This is a genomic window from Alistipes sp., assembly GCF_048465635.1.
Taxonomy (GTDB): Bacteria; Bacteroidota; Bacteroidia; order Bacteroidales; family Rikenellaceae; genus Alistipes.
The window spans coordinates 75,328-91,038 of record NZ_DBFWLF010000004.1 but is presented as its reverse complement, the minus strand read 5'-3'; the positions used below and the strand labels follow the sequence as shown (position 1 = coordinate 91,038).

Below are 15,711 nucleotides of genomic sequence, written 5' to 3'. Positions count from 1 at the left end.
AAGGATTTTTTTCGTGCGGCGTTATTCGACCCGGCCTTTGGCCCGGTCGTATTCGATCGAGGCCCAGATGAACGGACCCACCCCCTTGCAGTCGTTGTCGATCACCGGCTCGGAGATGTAGTAGTCGAACGTGCCGCTGCGCAGCTGCTTGCCGCCCAGTCCGGCCACGGCGCAGCAGTCGGTCAGCGAGAGTGTGCCGTCGGGATTCTCCCGGACGAAACGCTCGACGAACTTCTCGTACAGCTCCGTAGCGCGCGGACCGTATTCGGCGGGCAGATAGCCCAGCCGCACCCCCTTGAGCAGGGCGTAGACGAACATGATGGATCCGGTCGATTCGAGGTAGTTGCCCTCCCGGCCGGGGCAGTCGAGCACCTGATACCACATGCCGGTCTCGGGATCGGCGTAGCGGGGCAGCACTTCGTAAATGTGGTTCAGGATGTCGACCATCGGCTGCGTCGCGGGGTCGACGCCCAGGTATTGCAGCGTCTCGACGATGGCCATCGCGTACCACCCCATCGCCCTGCACCAGGCGTGTGCCGACTGTCCCGTGGCGGGGTCGCACCAGAACATTTCGCGCGAGACGTCGCAGGCATGGCGGTAAAGCCCCGTCGCAGGATCGAACGTATGATCGGCGACCGCGGTGAACTGGTTCACGATGTCAGCCTTCCACGCTTCGAACCGCTCGTCTTGCGCACCGCAGCGCACGATATATTCGGCATAGAACGGTTCGGCCATGTAAAGCCCGTCGAGCCACATCTGCCCGGGGTAGACCTTCTTGTGCCAGAAGCCCCCGTCGGCGTTGCGCGGCTGCTCCTGCAGCTGGGTGAAGAGCGTGTCGATCACAGCCCGGTAGCGCATCTCGCCCGTGCGGTCGTAAAGGGCGAAGAGCGCCCGGCCGGGGCAGACATGATCGAGGTTGTAGTTGCTCTTCTTATAGGTGATGACGGTATGATCGGGCCGTACGATCGTGTCGTAGTAGCGCCGGGCGTAGTCGTAGAGATCGGGGCGGTCGTAGACCTCCGCGGCGTCCATCAGGGCCAGCAGTTCGAGTCCCGTGGTGTAGTTCCACTTCACCTTGCCGGCGGGGATGCCGTCGAGGGTCGTGGGCGAAGGGTTGCGCGCGATCTCGCTTTCGGCCATGCGCACCGCGAGCGGCCGGCCCGCGTCGTAGAGCGCGCCGCGCGAGGCGCACGAGACGCCCGCAAGGGTCAGGGCGAGAATCAGGATTCGTTTCATCGTCATTTCGAGTCTTGGTCTTGTTTCAGGTTATGGGTTTTGAGGTATTCGGCGGGCGACATGTGGTACATCTCGCGGAAACAGCGGCTGAAGTAGCCCGGGTCGGAGAATCCGACCTTGTAGGCCACCTCCGACACGGAGAACTGGCCCGTGCGCAGCAGCAGTTTCGACTTAGTGATGCGGTACTCCTTGATCAGCTCGACGGGCGACTTGCCCGTAAGGCTCTTGAGCTTGTTGTACATGGTCGTGCGGCCCAGTCCGAGGTGCGAGGCGAGCTGGTCGATCGTCAGCTCCGAATTTTCGATGTTCGCCCCCAGCCACGACATGACCTCCTTCATGAACTCCTCGTCGCGGTCGGTGACCACCACATCCTCCACGACCAGTTCGACCGCCTTGTTGCGGGCCGACTGCTGGGAGAACTTTTCGAAGAGTTTGCGGCGCTGCGTCAGCAGGTTGTCGATGCGGGCCAGCAGCAGCTCGATGCTGAAAGGCTTGGTGATGTAACCGTCGGCTCCGAACTCCATCGCCTTGACCCGGTCGTCGGGCGAGTGGCGCGCCGTGAGCATGACGATCGGAATGTGGCTCATCGTGAAGTCGTGGCGCACCTTGTCGATCAGCTCGATGCCGTCCATGCGGGGCATCATCAGGTCGGTGATTACGATGTCGGGCATTTCGCTGCGGATCTTCTCGAGCGCCTCGACCCCGTCGTCGGCCTCCACCACGAAGTAGGATTCGATTAGGCTGTTGTACATGAACAGCCGCAGCTCGCGGTTATCCTCCACCAGCAGAATCTTCTGCGCCCCCTCGGGCGGCTGCACGTCGGTGCGGCGCTGGCGGTCGGTCGAGGTGTAGTCGCTGACCATGTAGTCGGTCTTCCGGCCCGCGGCCGCCTCGCCCGTGAAGTCGATCTGCTCCATGCCGAAGTGGGCGTTGCCCAGCCGGAGCTTCACCGTAAAGGCCGCGCCCTCGCCGGGCCGGCTCTCCACCGAGATTTCGCCGTGGTGCAGGGCCACGATGTCGCGGCAGAGCGAAAGCCCGATGCCCGAACCCTTGAGGTTGGTGTCCACGGCCCGCGAAGCCTGCGCGAAGCGTTCGAAGATCACGCCCAATTTGTCGCGCGGGATGCCGATGCCCGTGTCGCGGACGGTGAGCGTGACGCACTCCTCCTGGTCGCGTACCGAGAGGATCACTTCGATCTTTCCGCCATTGGGCGTGAATTTCAGCGCGTTGGACAGCAAGTTGTAGACCACGCTCTCCATGCGCTCGATGTCGACCCACACCAGGATCGAGCGGCGCGAGACGGTGAACAGCAGTTCGATCCGCCGCTCGGCGGCCATCTCGCGGAAGTCGTCCAGCGCATCCTCGACCACGGGAACCAGGTCCACGCGCGAGATTTTCAGCTCCATCTTGTTCTTGACGATCTTGCGGAAGTCCAGAAGCTGGTTGATGAGCGTCAGCATGCGCTTGGCGTTGCGGTGGGCCAGCGTGAGGCTGATGTCGCCGCGCGGGGACAACTCATCGTTCTTGCGCACGTCCTCGATGCCGCCCAGAATCAGCGTGAGCGGCGTACGAAGTTCGTGCGATATGTTGGTGAAGAAGCTGAGCTTGAGGTCGGTCATGTTCTGCTCGACGCTCGCCTCGCGGCGGATGCGCACCACGGAGCTGACCGTGCGGTAGACCGCAGCGGCGATGCCGATCGCCAGCAGCGCGTAGAGTGTCTTAGCCCACCACGTCAGCCAGGGGGGGGGAAGCACTTCGACGCCGATCGAGATGCCCTCGTCGGCCGCGTCGGCGTTGCCGACGAAAGCCCGCACGTGGAAGCGGTACTCCCCGATGGGCAGGTTGGAATAGGAGGCCCGGTTGGTCGATCCGGCCACGTTCCAGTCGTGGTCGTAGCCCTCGAGCTTGTACATATACCCCACCACGTGCTGCACGGTGTAGTTCAGCGCGGCGAAGTCGATGCGGAAATTGGAGAAGTTGTAGGGCAGCGTCACCACGGACGCCTCGGAGACCGACTCCCCGAGCGGCGAGCGGCGGCCCGGGACGACGGGTTTGTTGCGTACGTCCAGCCCCGTGAAGCGCAGGTTGTAGTCGATCTTCGATGCGCGCATCTTCTCGGGGTCGAAGCGGTAGAGCTGGCGGCCGCTGCCGAAGAGTACGTCGCCGCGCACGGAGGTCAGGGCCGTCGCCTCGCTGAAGACGGCGTTGCGCATGTTGTCGTAGAGCGGGTAGTTGGAGAAAAGCTCCCGCCGCGGATCGAAGCGCGAGACGGCATTGTGGGTCGAGACCCACAGTTCGCCCTGCTTGTCCTGCGTGAGGGCCATGCAGATATTGCTCGACAGGCCGCACGTCTTGTCGTAGCAGCGGAACCGGGGCGCACCCTCTCCGTCGTACCCCTCGATCAGGTTCAGCCCGCCGCCGAACGTGGCCAGCCAGACGCGCCCCTGCGCGTCCTTGAGCATGTGGATGATGTCGTTGTTGCCCAGCGAGGTCGCGTCGCCCGGAATCTTCTGCATCAGGCGGAAGCGCATCTGCCGGTAATTGGTCCCCGGATCGAAGACCAGCAGCCCGTCGACCGTGGCGGCGAACATGCGGTCCTCGCCGTCGCAGAGCAGCCACCTCACGCGCCCGGCCTCGTCGAGCGGATAGTTCACAAGCTGGTTGCCCGCATGGATGAAGCGGGTGCCGGAGGGGTCTTCCAGGATGTTGATGCCCCCGCCGTAGGTCGCCAGCCAGATCCGACCCTGCTCATCCTCCTCGACGCAGTAGATCTGGTCGTCGCTGAGCGAATATTCGTCCCGGTCGGAGTGGGTGAAGTGCGTCACGGCGTACCCCTTGCCCTCGGGGGTCATGCGGTAGAGCCCCTCGCCTTTCGTGCCGACCCAGATGTTGCCCGCCATATCCTCCTTAAGGGTATAGATCATCCCCAGCCCGCCGCGGCGGGTCACGGGATGGCGGTAGACCTCCCGCAGATCGGCATCGAAGCAGAACAGCTCGCCGTCGCGCGTGCCGACCCACATGCGTCCGCGCCGGTCGTTCATCAGCGCACGGATTTCGCCCGCCAGCTCGCTCGGCTGGTCGGAGTCGAGCGTGAAGACATCGGCCGGCTGTTCCAGGATCACGGCCTTGCGCAGGCCGCGCTCGTAGTAGGTCGACAGCCACAGCACGTCGTCGTGCACGTCGAAGCGGACCACGGCGTTGGTCATCTGGCAGTTGGGCTGCTTGGGATCGTTGTAGAAAGGTTCCACGCGGTCCCGCTCGCGGTCGTAGTAGCCGAAGCCGTATTTATTCATCTTGATCCACAGCCGGCCCCGCCCCTCGGCGATCTTGGTGATGGTGTCGGCGTTGTAGGAGACGGTGTAGGGCTGCTGCTCGAAATGCTTGTAATCGTCCGTGGCGGGGTTGTAGCGCGTGATGCCCGCATCGGCCGAAGTCACCCACAGGATGCCGTGCGAATCGGCCTTCAGGTCGCGGATGCGGCCCGGACGCGCACCGCGGGGTGCGAGGGGCTTCAGGCGGTCGCCCGCCACGCGGAACAGTTCGCCCGTGCGGCTGCCCGCGTAGACCGTCCGGCCGACCGAATCGGCGGCGATGGCCGTCAGGTCGGCGCTGCGGGCGGGCATTTCGACCACCCCGCCGCCGCTCTTGTCGGCGCGGACCACCGCGCGCGGCGTGGCGCAGTAGACGTGGGCCGCATCGGCGGTGAACGCGAAAGCCGGGTCCGGCATCTCGCATACCGTGCGCACCTGCTGCCGTGCGGCGGCGTCGATGAAGTTGATCTGACCGTCCGTGACGGCGATCCAGGCGTTGTCGCGGTCGTCGACGTACATCGCCGACACGTCGCCCCCCAGCACCGGATTGTCGAAGAGGGCATCGACCTCGACGGGCGAGGCGTCGGGCGCATCGGCGAAACGCACCACCCCCATCCCCGCGATGGTCACCCACGTGCCGCCGTCGGCGTCGTGCAGACAGTGGCTCGACCGATAGTGTTTCGAGTCGGCGCCCTCGATCAGCGATACCACGTCCTCGAACTGCTCGGTGTAGCGGTTGAGCCGGTAGACGTGGAAATTATAGGTCGTGAACCAGAGGTGACCGTTCGAATCCTCGCTCACCGAGACGAAGCGGTGGTGCGACAGGGGCGAAAAGTCAGCCGGAACCGTGCTGAAATTGCGGAACGAATAGCCGTCGAAGCGGCTGACGCCGTACCACGTGCAGATCCACACGAACCCCCGCGAATCGGTATAAATGTCCGCCACGCGGTCGTGCGTCATTCCGTCGAGGGTCGTATAGTTGCGGAAGATGCACTGCGGGGGATTCGAGGCGGCGAATCCTCCGATTCCGGCAAAAAGAAGCAAACAGGTCAGCAGCAGTCGTTTCATGGTCCAACGGGTTCCGATCAGTCTCAAATTTACGAAAAATATCGGATTCCGACACTATTTTTCGAAGGCGGCTACCACTCTCCGGGCCTCCTTTTCGCAAAGCGCATGCGCCCAGCGCACCCGGCCGGAAGAGGCCGCTCCGGGTCCCTGAGAGCCGTATTCGGCATAGAACGAATGTTTTCGGGCCTGCGGCTTGTTCCAGTCGTGCCACCCCTCGGGGCGGATATGCGCACCCAAAAAACAGTCGATAAAAACCGTCTGCGCATACTCCCTCCACGGACGGCCCAGGTAGCAGCGCGTCACCCCTTCGGCGGCGGTCAGGCGGCACCGCTCGAAGACCAGCCCGACCCGCTGTCCGCGGCAGGTCGACGCGGCGGTGATGTAGGAGTCGGCCTTTGCGCGAATCTCGCAGTCGCGGAAGAGGGCCGCCGCCGAGCCGAAGATGAAGTCGGTCGTCCCCTCGATGTAACACCGCTCGAACCAGAGGCGCGTCCAGTCGCAGACCGTCTGCCCGTCGCGGTTGCCCGAACCATATAAATAGAGGGTATCCTGATCGCCCAAAAAGCGGCAGTCGACGAAATGAATCCCGTCGCCGAGGCACTGCACCGCCACGGCCTGCCCCACCCGGCCCGCGGTGTTGCGGAACGTAAAGCCGCTCACCAGCCAGTCGTCGCCCCCGAAATAGACGGTCGCCGTGCCCGACGTGCCGAGCGGCGCGCCCGTCAGCCCCGGCTTGGCGGCGTAGTCGTCCCACGTCACCACCGCCTCGCCCCGCGCGCGGAGCACGACATTGCGTTTGGTGGCCGGAATGACGATCTTTTCGCGGTACTCACCCGCACAGACGACCACGCGGGTCGTGTCGCGGCAGAAGTCGGGAATAGCCGCCACGGCTTCGCCGAGCGTGAAGAAATCGCCCGAGCCGTCGCGGGCGACCACCCAATCGGCCGGCACGAGCCGCTGCGCCAGATCGGGCGCGGCATGCACCAGCTCGGCGGCGATCATCCGCGCCACGACGTGCGCGCCGCGGACGTTCAGGTGCGTATTGTCCTGCCGTCCGTCGGGATAGAGCGGACACACTCCCGGCTCTACCCACATGAAGTAACGGCGCGACGCCTCGTCCCCGAGCGACGAGACCCACTCCCGGGTCAGCCGCTCGGCATCGATAAACGCCACGCACTCCTCAGCCGCCACCCGCCGCACGGCGGAGAGGTATTCGCCGTGAGTGTCCTCCAGCACGCCGTCCGTAAAATGGCGACGCACGATAGGGCTGAGCAGCACCGGAACAGCGCCCTTTTCGCGCGTCTCCCGGATATAGCGCCGCAAATTGTCGGCATAGTCCGCCGGAGCGGCGTAGCGCACTGTCCCGACTTTCTGGTCGTTGTGGCCGAACTCGATGAATACGTAGTCGCCCGGGCGCAGTTTTTCATAGACCGCATCCCAGCGCCCCTCCTCGCGGAACGAACGGCACGAACGGCCGTTCATGGCGTGGTTCTCGACCACCACCGTTTCGTCGAACAGCGGCTGGAACAGTTGGCCCCACCCCCGTTCGGGGTTCTGTTTGGCGAGGTCCTTCGTGGCGCAGGTCGAATCGCCGACGAGGTAGACACGGACGGGCTGCGCTGCGAGCAGCGGGGCCGTTAGGACGAAAAGAAGCAGAAGCGGCAGTCGTTTCATCGTTTGCGGTTGGCAGTTTGTTACAACGGGTGAGAGGTCATCCGGCCTCCCACCCGTCATGCGGTTGCGTGGTATTAATCCAGCGCCTTGTAGACGCCTTTCTGAACCTGTGCGGCCGAGATGTCCTTCACCAGGTAGTGCAGGTAGACCTCCAGGTTGGTGTAGAGCTTCTGCGGATCGAGCGTCTTGGCTGCACCGTCCGACGCATCGGTCTTGTCGAGACCCAGCAGCTGCTCGTAGTAGTCGGGAATACCGTCGCCGTCGGTGTCGGTGGCCGCGCGGGCGATCTGCTCGGAGGTGGCCGTCAGTTCGGGCCAGCCGCCCACGTCGCCCTGCGTGTCGATCAGACCGCCGGTCGAACCGTTGCTGCCCGTGTAGGTGGCCTTTCCGGCCTTGGCGTCGGCGAGCACGCGCTCATCGACCGCATCGCGGCGGAGCGAAGCCCCGACATACGCCAATACCCGTGCATAGGCGTCGGCCGCCGTGTGGGTGGTGGTATAGCAGGTCTTGCTGTCGTCGAAACGGATCGGCAGCGGTGCGGTCAGACGGCCCTCGGTAGTCGAGGGGTTCGTACCTGCCGAGGACTGGTCGTGGTAGTAGACCCCGCCGTTCCAGTTGTTCGAATTGAGCGCCGAAGCGTAGCTTCCGGCGTGGTAATTCCCCTCGAGATAGAGGCACGGATAGGCCGAGCCGATATCCATCGAGGTGTTGCGCCAGTAGGCGTCCACGAAGTATTTCCGCTCTTTCGAGGCCGGACCGGGCTTGTAGTAGTTGGCCACCAGGTTGTAATGGCCGTCCTCGCCGCCGTAGGTCGAGTTGCCGCCCCAGTTGTAGATCACGTTGTTGCGCAGATCCACGTTGCCGCGATGGGTCGGCCGGTAGTCGGTCCCGCCGTTGATGTAGATGCCCGGATGGTCGATGCGGGCGTTGCGGCTGTCGTGGTCGGCGAGCATGTTGTGGTGGAACGAGGCGTTGCGGCCGCCCCAAAGCCCGCCGTAGCCATGCTTGCCCTTGCCGTGGATCGAGTTGCGCAGGCTCTCGGAGAGCAGACACCACTGCATCGTGAAGTTGCGGTTGGCGTAGAACGACGAACACTCGTCGGTCGACCACGACATGGTGCAATGGTCGAGGATGATATTCTCGTGATAACGTCCCCAGATGGCGTCGTTCTCCTGCTTGGCGGCGTCGCCCATGCGGAAACGCAGGTAGCGGATAATCACGTTGTCGGTCTTGATCTGCACCGAGTAGTCGCGCAGGCAGATGCCCTCGCCCGGCGCCGTCTGCCCGGCGATGGTCACGTCGGGGTTCTTGACCTCCAGCGTACTCTTGAGCTGAATCGTGCCGCAGACATCGAAGACGATCGTCCGGGCTCCCTTCTTGCTCACGGCGTCGCGCAGCGAGCCTGCTCCCGAATCGTTGAGGTTGGTGACGTGGTAGACCGCGCCTCCGCGGCCGCCCGTGACGTACATGCCGCCGCCCTCGGCCCCGGGGAAGGCGCGGATCACACCGTCGTCCTCGCCGGCGAGCGGCAGACCGAGTTCGACCTGCGGCGTGGGATCGGGAGTCGGGTCGGGGGTCGGCTGGGGTGTCGGTGCGGGCGCAGGCCCGTCGGGGGTCGCGTCGTCGTTGCCGCAACCGATCAGGGCGCAGAGCACCACGGCAGCCGCCATAAGTGCCTTAATCAAAAATCTATTCATAGTATTATCGGATTGTTACCTGTTTGCGCGCGCCCTCGGACAGGCGGCTGTTCTTCGCGTCGATCTGCGCCGAACGGACGGCCACGTTGCGGTTGCGGCTGCCCGTCACCGTCAGGGCGCACTCCATGCCGGCCGGGCAGGCGAAGTCCGCGGCCGAGAGGTTGCGGACGTTGTTGAGCATCAGGGCCGGTCCCTTTTCGGGAACGATCTTGACGTTGCGCAGCACCACGTCGGTCGACTCGTTGATCTGCGCCCCGGTGGCGGCGTAGATTTGGGTGTTCTCGACCGTCACCCGCTCGACGTTCATCTCCGGCAGGCCGTTAAAGTACATCGCGCGGCGCGCCCCGCGACACCACACGTTGCGAATATGAATATCCCGGAACGCGGGGGTGGTCTCGTCGACGGGTTTCGCCGCGAGGTCCGTCGGTTCGGCATCGTCGCCGTCGGCATGCGCCTCGGAGGCGGATTTGCCGCCGTAGAAGAGGTCGAAGAGCAGCGGTTCCTGCAGGATGTTGTTCATGGCGATGCCCTCGATCCAGATATTTTCGACCACGCCGCCGCGGCCGCGCGTCGACTTGAAGCGCAGCCCCACGTCCGTACCCGAGAAGATGCAGTTGGTCACCTTGACGTTCTTCACGCCGCCCGACATCTCGCTGCCCACCACGAAACCGCCGTGGCCGTGGAAGACGATGCAGTTGTCGACCAGCACGTTTTCGCAGGGAATCCCCCGGTCGCGGCCCGCCTTGTCCTTGCCGCTTTTGATGCAGATGCCGTCGTCGCCCACGTCGAAGCGCGAATCGGTCAGCACGACGTTCTTGCAAGACTCGATGTCGATGCCGTCGCCGTTCTGCGCATACTCCGGGCAGCGGACCGTTATATTATGGACCGTCAGATTGGTGCAGAGTGCCGGATGGATGTTCCAGCAGGGGGAGTTCTGGAAGGTGACCCCCTCCAGCAGCACGTTTTCACAGTTGTGAATGGCGACCATCACCGGACGCAGGAAGTCGTGCATGCGCTCGAAATCCTCGCGCGTTTTGGCCCAGGTCGAGACGTTCTGATCGGCTCCCGAAGTGGCGCCGAACTTGTAACTCTCGGAGGGATACCACGTTTTGCCGTCGTCGGAGAGCACCCCGCCGCTGCGCAGCTTGGATTTCCAGCGGCCGGCGGTGAGTTTGTCTTGCTTCACGGCGCGCCACGCATCGCCGTTGCCGTCGATCACCCCGTAACCCGTGACGGCTACGTTCCTTACGCCGCGGGCCGAGAGGGGCGACTGGCAGCGCCAGGTGTCCAGCCCCTCGAAGATGGTCTTGACGAGCGGATAGAGCGTCTTGTCGTCGCTGAAGACGATTACGGCGTTCTGCGCCAGATGCAGTTCGATATTGTCCTTCAGTTCGATCGGCCCCGTGTACCACACCCCTTCGGGCACGACCACACGGCCTCCGCCCTGCGCCGCGAGCGCGGCGATCGCATCGGCGAATGCCTGCGTATTGAGCGTATGGCCGTCGCCGACGGCTCCGAACTCGGCGATGCTCGCCGAGCGGTCGGGGATCGACGGACGCACCACCTCCGGCAGCGTAAACGGAGCGGGAGAGGCATCGTCGGAAGCGGTGGTGCGGCCGCAGGCTGCGCTTGCAAGGAGCATCGCAGTCAGGCCCATCATCACATTTTTCAGGTTCATAGGTGGTAGTTTTTAATTCGTATACCGTTTTTCGCAGTTTCAGGTATACAAATGTAGAACTATCCACGCGATCCGATTTGGATTATTTGTCGTAAACGATGCACTTTTTTTCAATTCTACCGAATCCGCACCACCTCGACGGGCTGCAACTCCCGCACAACGTCTTCGGCGGCCCGGGCGAGGCACTCGTCGTCGCTCAGCGCATCGAGCCAGCGGCTGCGCCGCCAGAGCATTTCGAATACGTAGTCGATCCGGCCGCGTCGGTCGGGCCGCAGCTGGAAGAGGTAGCTGGTCTTGTCGTCCTCGGCGGAGACGATCCGCTCCTGCGGCACGGCCACCGCCAGCGCCACGCTCTCGCGCTCCCACTTGAGGGTGTCGTTCTCCGGAAAGTCGCGGCCGTAGGCAGCGATCACGTTCCCGGTCCGCTCGACGGTTTGCTCGGCCATCTTTACCACGCCCGTGGTGAAGGTCAGCCCCTCGCACGGACCCTCGATCCGGTTCTCGACCCGCACGTCGCCGTGCCCGGCATAGAGGATATAGCGCGAGGTCATCGTGATTTCACGGTCGCCGCAGCGCCACCCCTCCACGCACATCTCCACGACGGTGCGCACGGGGCCCTTGGCCAGGATGCGCGCCTCGCGCCGTTTGAAGTCGGCGATATGGGTCATCCGCCCCTTTTCGGCGTCCCAGCCCTTGAGCGCTCCGACCCCTACCGAGCCGAAGACGCGCAGGTTGTCGTAGCCGTAATCCGCCGCCAGCTGTTCGGCCGAGGGATACCACATCGTCTCGGCAAGCTCCAGCCGCGGGAGCTTCTTGCCGTAGGTGTCGATGGTCTGCTTCTTGTCGAAATAGATGCGGTAGGCGGCGTACTCCGACTCGAAAGCGGGTCCGTGGTGGTGGAGTTTGCGGTACATGTCGTCCTTGTCGGAGGCGAGCGTGTCGGCGGCCCGAAGCGTCTTGTCCGGGTTCTTCCACCACATCTGGGCGTGCACGCGCGCCGGATAGCTCTTCGCGGCCGGCTTCGAAGAGAAGACCACGCGGAACTCCGCCTTCCGGTCGACATCCGCCACGAAGGCCAGCTCACCCAGCGCCCGGTCTATCTGGGAGGGGATCTCCCGCCCAGCCGCGGTCACCACGGCGCCCTGCGCCCACGCGGGCACATCGCCGATCACCACGGGGCACGCCCTGCGCACCCCCTCCACCGAGACGCGGTAGCGGTTCTTCTGCGTTTTGGCACTCAGTCGGGCGGTCGGGCACAGGAGGCACGCCGCCAGCATGCAAAGTAAAATCCGTTTCATCTATGGCAGTTTTTCGAGTAATTGTTCCAGCTCCTCGCGCGAGCGCACGGACCCCTCGGGCCAGTCGCCGCGCAACGCCTGCAGCGCCTCCTCGGGCAGCACCTCCGTCGCCGATTCGTCGGCCTGCAAAGCGTCCAATCCCAGCGTGCGGGCGAAAAAGTCGTAGACCGCGCGGCGCTTGTTCGGCCCGAAGTCGTGGCGTTCGTCCGGCAGATGGACATTCCGCACCGCCTCCTGCGCCCCGTAGAATCCCCAGATGCACCGCAGGTAGGGGTACTCCAGCGCAGGATAGGAGGCGGTCCAGTCGCCGCCGTCGCTCACCGTCAGCACGGGCTTCGGCGCGCAGACCGCCGCCAGAATCTCGGGCATGCAGCTGCCTCCGGCGGCCAGCGTCACCGGACGGCCGCTCTCGCAGGGACAGCCCCCGTCGAAGTGCGACACCAGATGTACCACCGGGGCCAGCGCGGCGAACCGCCCGTCCACCGCGGCCAGCAGCAGCGCGTGCGTCGCACCGCCCGAACCGCCAGTGGCGGCCATGCGCGCGGTGTCGATGTCGCAGCGCGCGGCGACGATCCAGTCGGTCACGGCTTTCGACCAGAGCACCTGCATCTGCATCGCATAGGGGGCCGTATGCGCCTCGCGTCCGACCTGCTGCTCCGATTCGCCCCAGCCGAAAATATCCATATCCACCGCCACCGCGCCCATGCGGGCCAGCGTGGCCATCAGACGCTGATGATCCTCCCGGTAACGGCCGCCCGGCCAATGGCCCGACGGGGCGACGATCAACGGACGGCGCGCGGCCGGGTTCCGGCCGGACAGCGGCGCGGTCCGGGGCGCATAGACCGTCCCGCAGACATAGACCCCCGGCAGGGTTTCGAGCGCATAGTTGCGGGTCGTATACCCGTCATGCGGCTCTTCGGGACCCTGTATCACCCGCGGCTGCGCAACCAGGCCGCGCAGGAACGGATCGAGCGCGAGCGCCCCGCGCACCCCGGCGAGCACCTGCCTGCGGCGCTCCTCCCACGCTGCGCGGTCGGCATACTGCGCCGCGAGCCACGCCAGCAGCTTTTCGCCGTCGGCCACCGTGCGGCGGTAATATTCGTAGGGCTGAACCGTGATCCGCTTCCCGCCGCTCCACACCAGCCCCAGCGGGTGCAGCAGGTTGTCCATCGTCTCGGAAAGGGAGTAGGGCCTCACGCGAAAATCGGCGTACGGAACCCGCACCGTATCGGCGGAGAACCGTTTGCAGACGACCTGCACGCCGAAGCGCGTGCCCACGTCCGCCAGCACCGCGGAGAGGGGTCTTTCGAAGCGCTCTCCGAGCGCGGGCTGCGCCGCGAGCGGGCAGGCCGCCAGCGAGCATACCATATATATTATAAAGCGGACGAAACGGTGCGGCGATCTCACGGATATGGATTTGGGATAGGCAAATATACGCAATTTTTGGCCGCAATCCTTTGCAGTTCCCCAAAAAGATCCTATATTTGCACACCCTTTCACGCAACAAAGGCCGAAAGGGTCCCCGGAGAGGTGGGTGAGTGGCTGAAACCACCGGTTTGCTAAACCGACGTACGGGTCAATCCGTACCACGAGTTCGAATCTCGTCCTCTCCGCGAAAAAAGCGTGTAATCTTACACGCTTTTTTCGTATCGCCGTCCCGGCTCCCTCCTCCCCTACTCCATCTCGGTCAGATGTTTCCAGTAACGGCGCGGCATCATGCGGCGCTGCTGGCGCAGATTCATGCGCTGTGGAATCGCCAGCGCCTGAAAGTAGTTCTTCCACAACAGTTGGAACTGCCGCTCGTCCTCCGCCAGCCAGCGGTCGGCGAGCTTGTCGGCGATCATGCCCCGGTCGTCCTCCAGGGTCACGCGGCGCGCCTCGTGTCCGTCGTAATAGTAGCCGTAGTCGCGCCGCCGGTCGTAGATCAGCCAGCGCTGGTCGGCGAAGCGGTCGGTGAAGTAGTCCACCGCCAGCGGCAGGGCGTCGTGCTCGGGGGTGGCGGCGGCGAAATACGTGCCGTCGGCGGCTTTCTGCAGGCGAACGAACTGCTTGAGGTGTTCGCGTTCGTGCGAGACCTTAAGCGCGAGGCGGTGCAGCGCCTTCATGTCAGGGTCGGCCTGGTCGGCCAGCACGCCGCCGCCCTGGTCGAAGACGCGGCGCAGGCAGCGCAGCAGGAGCAAGTCGCTCTGCGCCTGCTCGCCGTGCCACGCATAGACGAGCATCGAACGCATGCGCACGCTTAACCGCCTCTCCAGACCGCGCCAGACGCGGGCGGCATGCGCCGGATCGGTTCCGACCTCGTGCACGCGCTCCGTGAAGAGCGGCTCCGGCTCGCCGGGACCGATCAGCGCCTCGGGGAAAGTCCGCAGCGCATAGGCGTCGAAAAGGGCCGAAAGCAGCCCGTCGAACGATCTGTCGTAACGGAATACCAGCATCAGAACAGGGTCAGTTGTCCGTCCGTTCGGTCCGCTTTCCGCCGCGCGGGTGCGGTCAGCAGGCGGCGCACCTGCTCGGGATGCAGTTCGTTCACACCCAGCCCGGTGGTCAGCTCGCGGCAAAGCACGAAATACTGCGCTTTCTTCCACACCACGCCGATCTGCCGCAAGGCCTGCGCCGTAAGTGTACGGTAGCGGCGCGAGGCGACGATCAGCCGCGCCGACTTGACGCCGATGCCCGGCACGCGCAGCAGCGTTTCGTAATCGGCACGGTTGACGTCGACGGGGAAGAACTCGGGATGGCGCAGCGCCCAGGCCAGTTTGGGGTCGATCTCCAGATCGAGCCGCGGGGTGCGCTCGTCGGCGATCTCCTCGGCGCGGAAGCCGTAGAAGCGCATCAGCCAGTCGGCCTGGTAGAGCCGGTTTTCGCGCACGAGCGGCGCGCGGTCGAGAGCCGGCAGCCGCTTGTCGTAGGGGTTGACCGGAATGAAGCCCGAATAGTAGACACGCTTCATCGAGGGCCGTCCATAAAGAGCCGTCGAAAGCAGCAGGATGTCGCGGTCGCTCTCGTCCGTGGCCCCGACGATCATCTGCGTGCTCTGCCCCGCAGGGGCGAAGCGAGGCGCATGGCGGAAGCGGGTGCGCTCCTCGGCGCTTTGCAGCACGCCCTGCTGGATATAACTCATGGGGCGGTAGATGCTCTCGTAGCTCTTGTCCGGCGCGAGCAGCAGCAGGTTACGCTCGGTCGGAATCTCGATATTGACGCTCAGGCGGTCGGCGTAGCGCCCCGCCTCGGCGACCAGCTCGCGGCTCGCACCGGGAATGCTTTTCAGGTGGATATAGCCGTTGAAACGGTGCACCGTCCTCAGATCGCGCGCCACGCGCACCATGCGCTCCATCGTGTAGTCGGGGTTGCGGACCACGCCCGAGGAGAGGAACAGCCCCTCGATGTAGTTGCGGCGGAAGAACTCGATCGTCAGCTCGGTCAGTTCGTCCGGGGTGAAGGCGGCGCGGGGGATGTCGTTGCTGCGCCGGTTGATGCAGTAGGCGCAGTCGTAGATGCAGACATTGGTGAGCATGATCTTGAGCAGCGAAACGCAGCGGCCGTCGGCGGTGAACGTATGGCAGATGCCCCACCCCGCCGTATTGCCCACCGCGCCTGCGCGGTGCTTGCGCGTAACGCCGCTCGACGCACACGAGACGTCGTATTTGGCCGACTCGGCCAGCACCTTGAGTTTTTCGAGCACGGTAGCTTTCACGACGGCAAGATATCGTTTTTTTCGGAGTTTCGAAGCGCTTCCGTGCAGAAAATTT

The 15,711-nt window shown here is 64.5% G+C and carries 9 protein-coding genes and 1 tRNA gene; 1 reads left to right on the top strand and 9 read right to left on the bottom strand.

Annotated elements, in window-relative coordinates; genetic code table 11:
• Positions 1–21: 21 nt before the first annotated feature.
• From ACMO9O_RS00390 to ACMO9O_RS00360, 7 genes are all read right to left on the bottom strand, one after another.
• Entirely contained in the window at positions 22–1,236 is a 1,215-nt protein-coding gene (locus ACMO9O_RS00390; protein WP_418981640.1) for a glycoside hydrolase family 88/105 protein, read from the bottom strand.
• A gap of 2 nt (positions 1,237–1,238) precedes the next feature.
• A complete protein-coding gene (locus ACMO9O_RS00385) occupies positions 1,239–5,615 on the bottom strand; it encodes a two-component regulator propeller domain-containing protein (protein WP_418981639.1) in 4,377 nt (1,458 codons plus the stop codon).
• Between the two features lie 54 nt (positions 5,616–5,669).
• Positions 5,670–7,289 (bottom strand): pectinesterase family protein, encoded by a 1,620-nt coding sequence (locus tag ACMO9O_RS00380; protein WP_418981638.1) that lies wholly within the window; start codon positions 7,287–7,289, stop codon positions 5,670–5,672.
• A gap of 74 nt (positions 7,290–7,363) precedes the next feature.
• Positions 7,364–8,986, bottom strand: a complete 1,623-nt coding sequence (locus ACMO9O_RS00375; RefSeq protein WP_418981637.1) for a pectate lyase family protein — start codon at positions 8,984–8,986, stop codon at positions 7,364–7,366.
• A 4-nt stretch (positions 8,987–8,990) separates the two neighbouring features.
• The gene (locus ACMO9O_RS00370; protein ID WP_418981636.1) at positions 8,991–10,664 is read right to left on the bottom strand and encodes a glycoside hydrolase family 28 protein; all 1,674 of its coding nucleotides are present in this window, start codon (positions 10,662–10,664) and stop codon (positions 8,991–8,993) included.
• A 116-nt stretch (positions 10,665–10,780) separates the two neighbouring features.
• A complete protein-coding gene (locus tag ACMO9O_RS00365; RefSeq protein ID WP_418981635.1) occupies positions 10,781–11,962 on the bottom strand; it encodes a DUF4861 family protein in 1,182 nt (393 codons plus the stop codon).
• Positions 11,963–13,330: an alpha/beta hydrolase family protein gene (locus tag ACMO9O_RS00360; protein WP_418981634.1), complete on the bottom strand. Its 1,368-nt coding sequence runs from the start codon at positions 13,328–13,330 to the stop codon at positions 11,963–11,965.
• Positions 13,331–13,486: 156 nt separating this feature from the next.
• Here ACMO9O_RS00360 and ACMO9O_RS00355 point away from each other — a divergent pair.
• Positions 13,487–13,575: transfer RNA gene (locus tag ACMO9O_RS00355), tRNA-Ser, on the top strand.
• A 60-nt stretch (positions 13,576–13,635) separates the two neighbouring features.
• Here the strand turns inward: ACMO9O_RS00355 and ACMO9O_RS00350 are convergent.
• Together ACMO9O_RS00350 and ACMO9O_RS00345 are read right to left on the bottom strand one after the other, a co-directional pair.
• Complete coding sequence (locus ACMO9O_RS00350) at positions 13,636–14,397, bottom strand: TIGR03915 family putative DNA repair protein (RefSeq protein ID WP_418981633.1); 762 nt, start codon at positions 14,395–14,397, stop codon at positions 13,636–13,638.
• Positions 14,397–15,656, bottom strand: a complete 1,260-nt coding sequence (locus tag ACMO9O_RS00345) for a putative DNA modification/repair radical SAM protein (RefSeq protein WP_418981631.1) — start codon at positions 15,654–15,656, stop codon at positions 14,397–14,399. Before ACMO9O_RS00345 ends, ACMO9O_RS00350 begins: the two co-directional genes overlap by 1 nt.
• Between the last annotated feature and the right edge of the window lie 55 nt (positions 15,657–15,711).

What these genes read in the sequence shown, in the direction of transcription:
- ACMO9O_RS00380 (WP_418981638.1), bottom strand. Translation starts at nt 7,289, where the DNA reads ATGAAACGACTGCCGCTTCTGCTTCTTTTCGTCCTAACGGCCCCGCTG.
- ACMO9O_RS00365 (WP_418981635.1), bottom strand. Translation starts at nt 11,962, where the DNA reads ATGAAACGGATTTTACTTTGCATGCTGGCGGCGTGCCTCCTGTGCCCG.
- ACMO9O_RS00350 (WP_418981633.1), bottom strand. Translation starts at nt 14,397, where the DNA reads ATGCTGGTATTCCGTTACGACAGATCGTTCGACGGGCTGCTTTCGGCC.
- ACMO9O_RS00375 (WP_418981637.1), bottom strand. Translation starts at nt 8,986, where the DNA reads ATGAATAGATTTTTGATTAAGGCACTTATGGCGGCTGCCGTGGTGCTC.
- ACMO9O_RS00385 (WP_418981639.1), bottom strand. Translation starts at nt 5,615, where the DNA reads ATGAAACGACTGCTGCTGACCTGTTTGCTTCTTTTTGCCGGAATCGGA.
- ACMO9O_RS00370 (WP_418981636.1), bottom strand. Translation starts at nt 10,664, where the DNA reads ATGAACCTGAAAAATGTGATGATGGGCCTGACTGCGATGCTCCTTGCA.
- ACMO9O_RS00360 (WP_418981634.1), bottom strand. Translation starts at nt 13,330, where the DNA reads ATGGTATGCTCGCTGGCGGCCTGCCCGCTCGCGGCGCAGCCCGCGCTC.
- ACMO9O_RS00390 (WP_418981640.1), bottom strand. Translation starts at nt 1,236, where the DNA reads ATGAAACGAATCCTGATTCTCGCCCTGACCCTTGCGGGCGTCTCGTGC.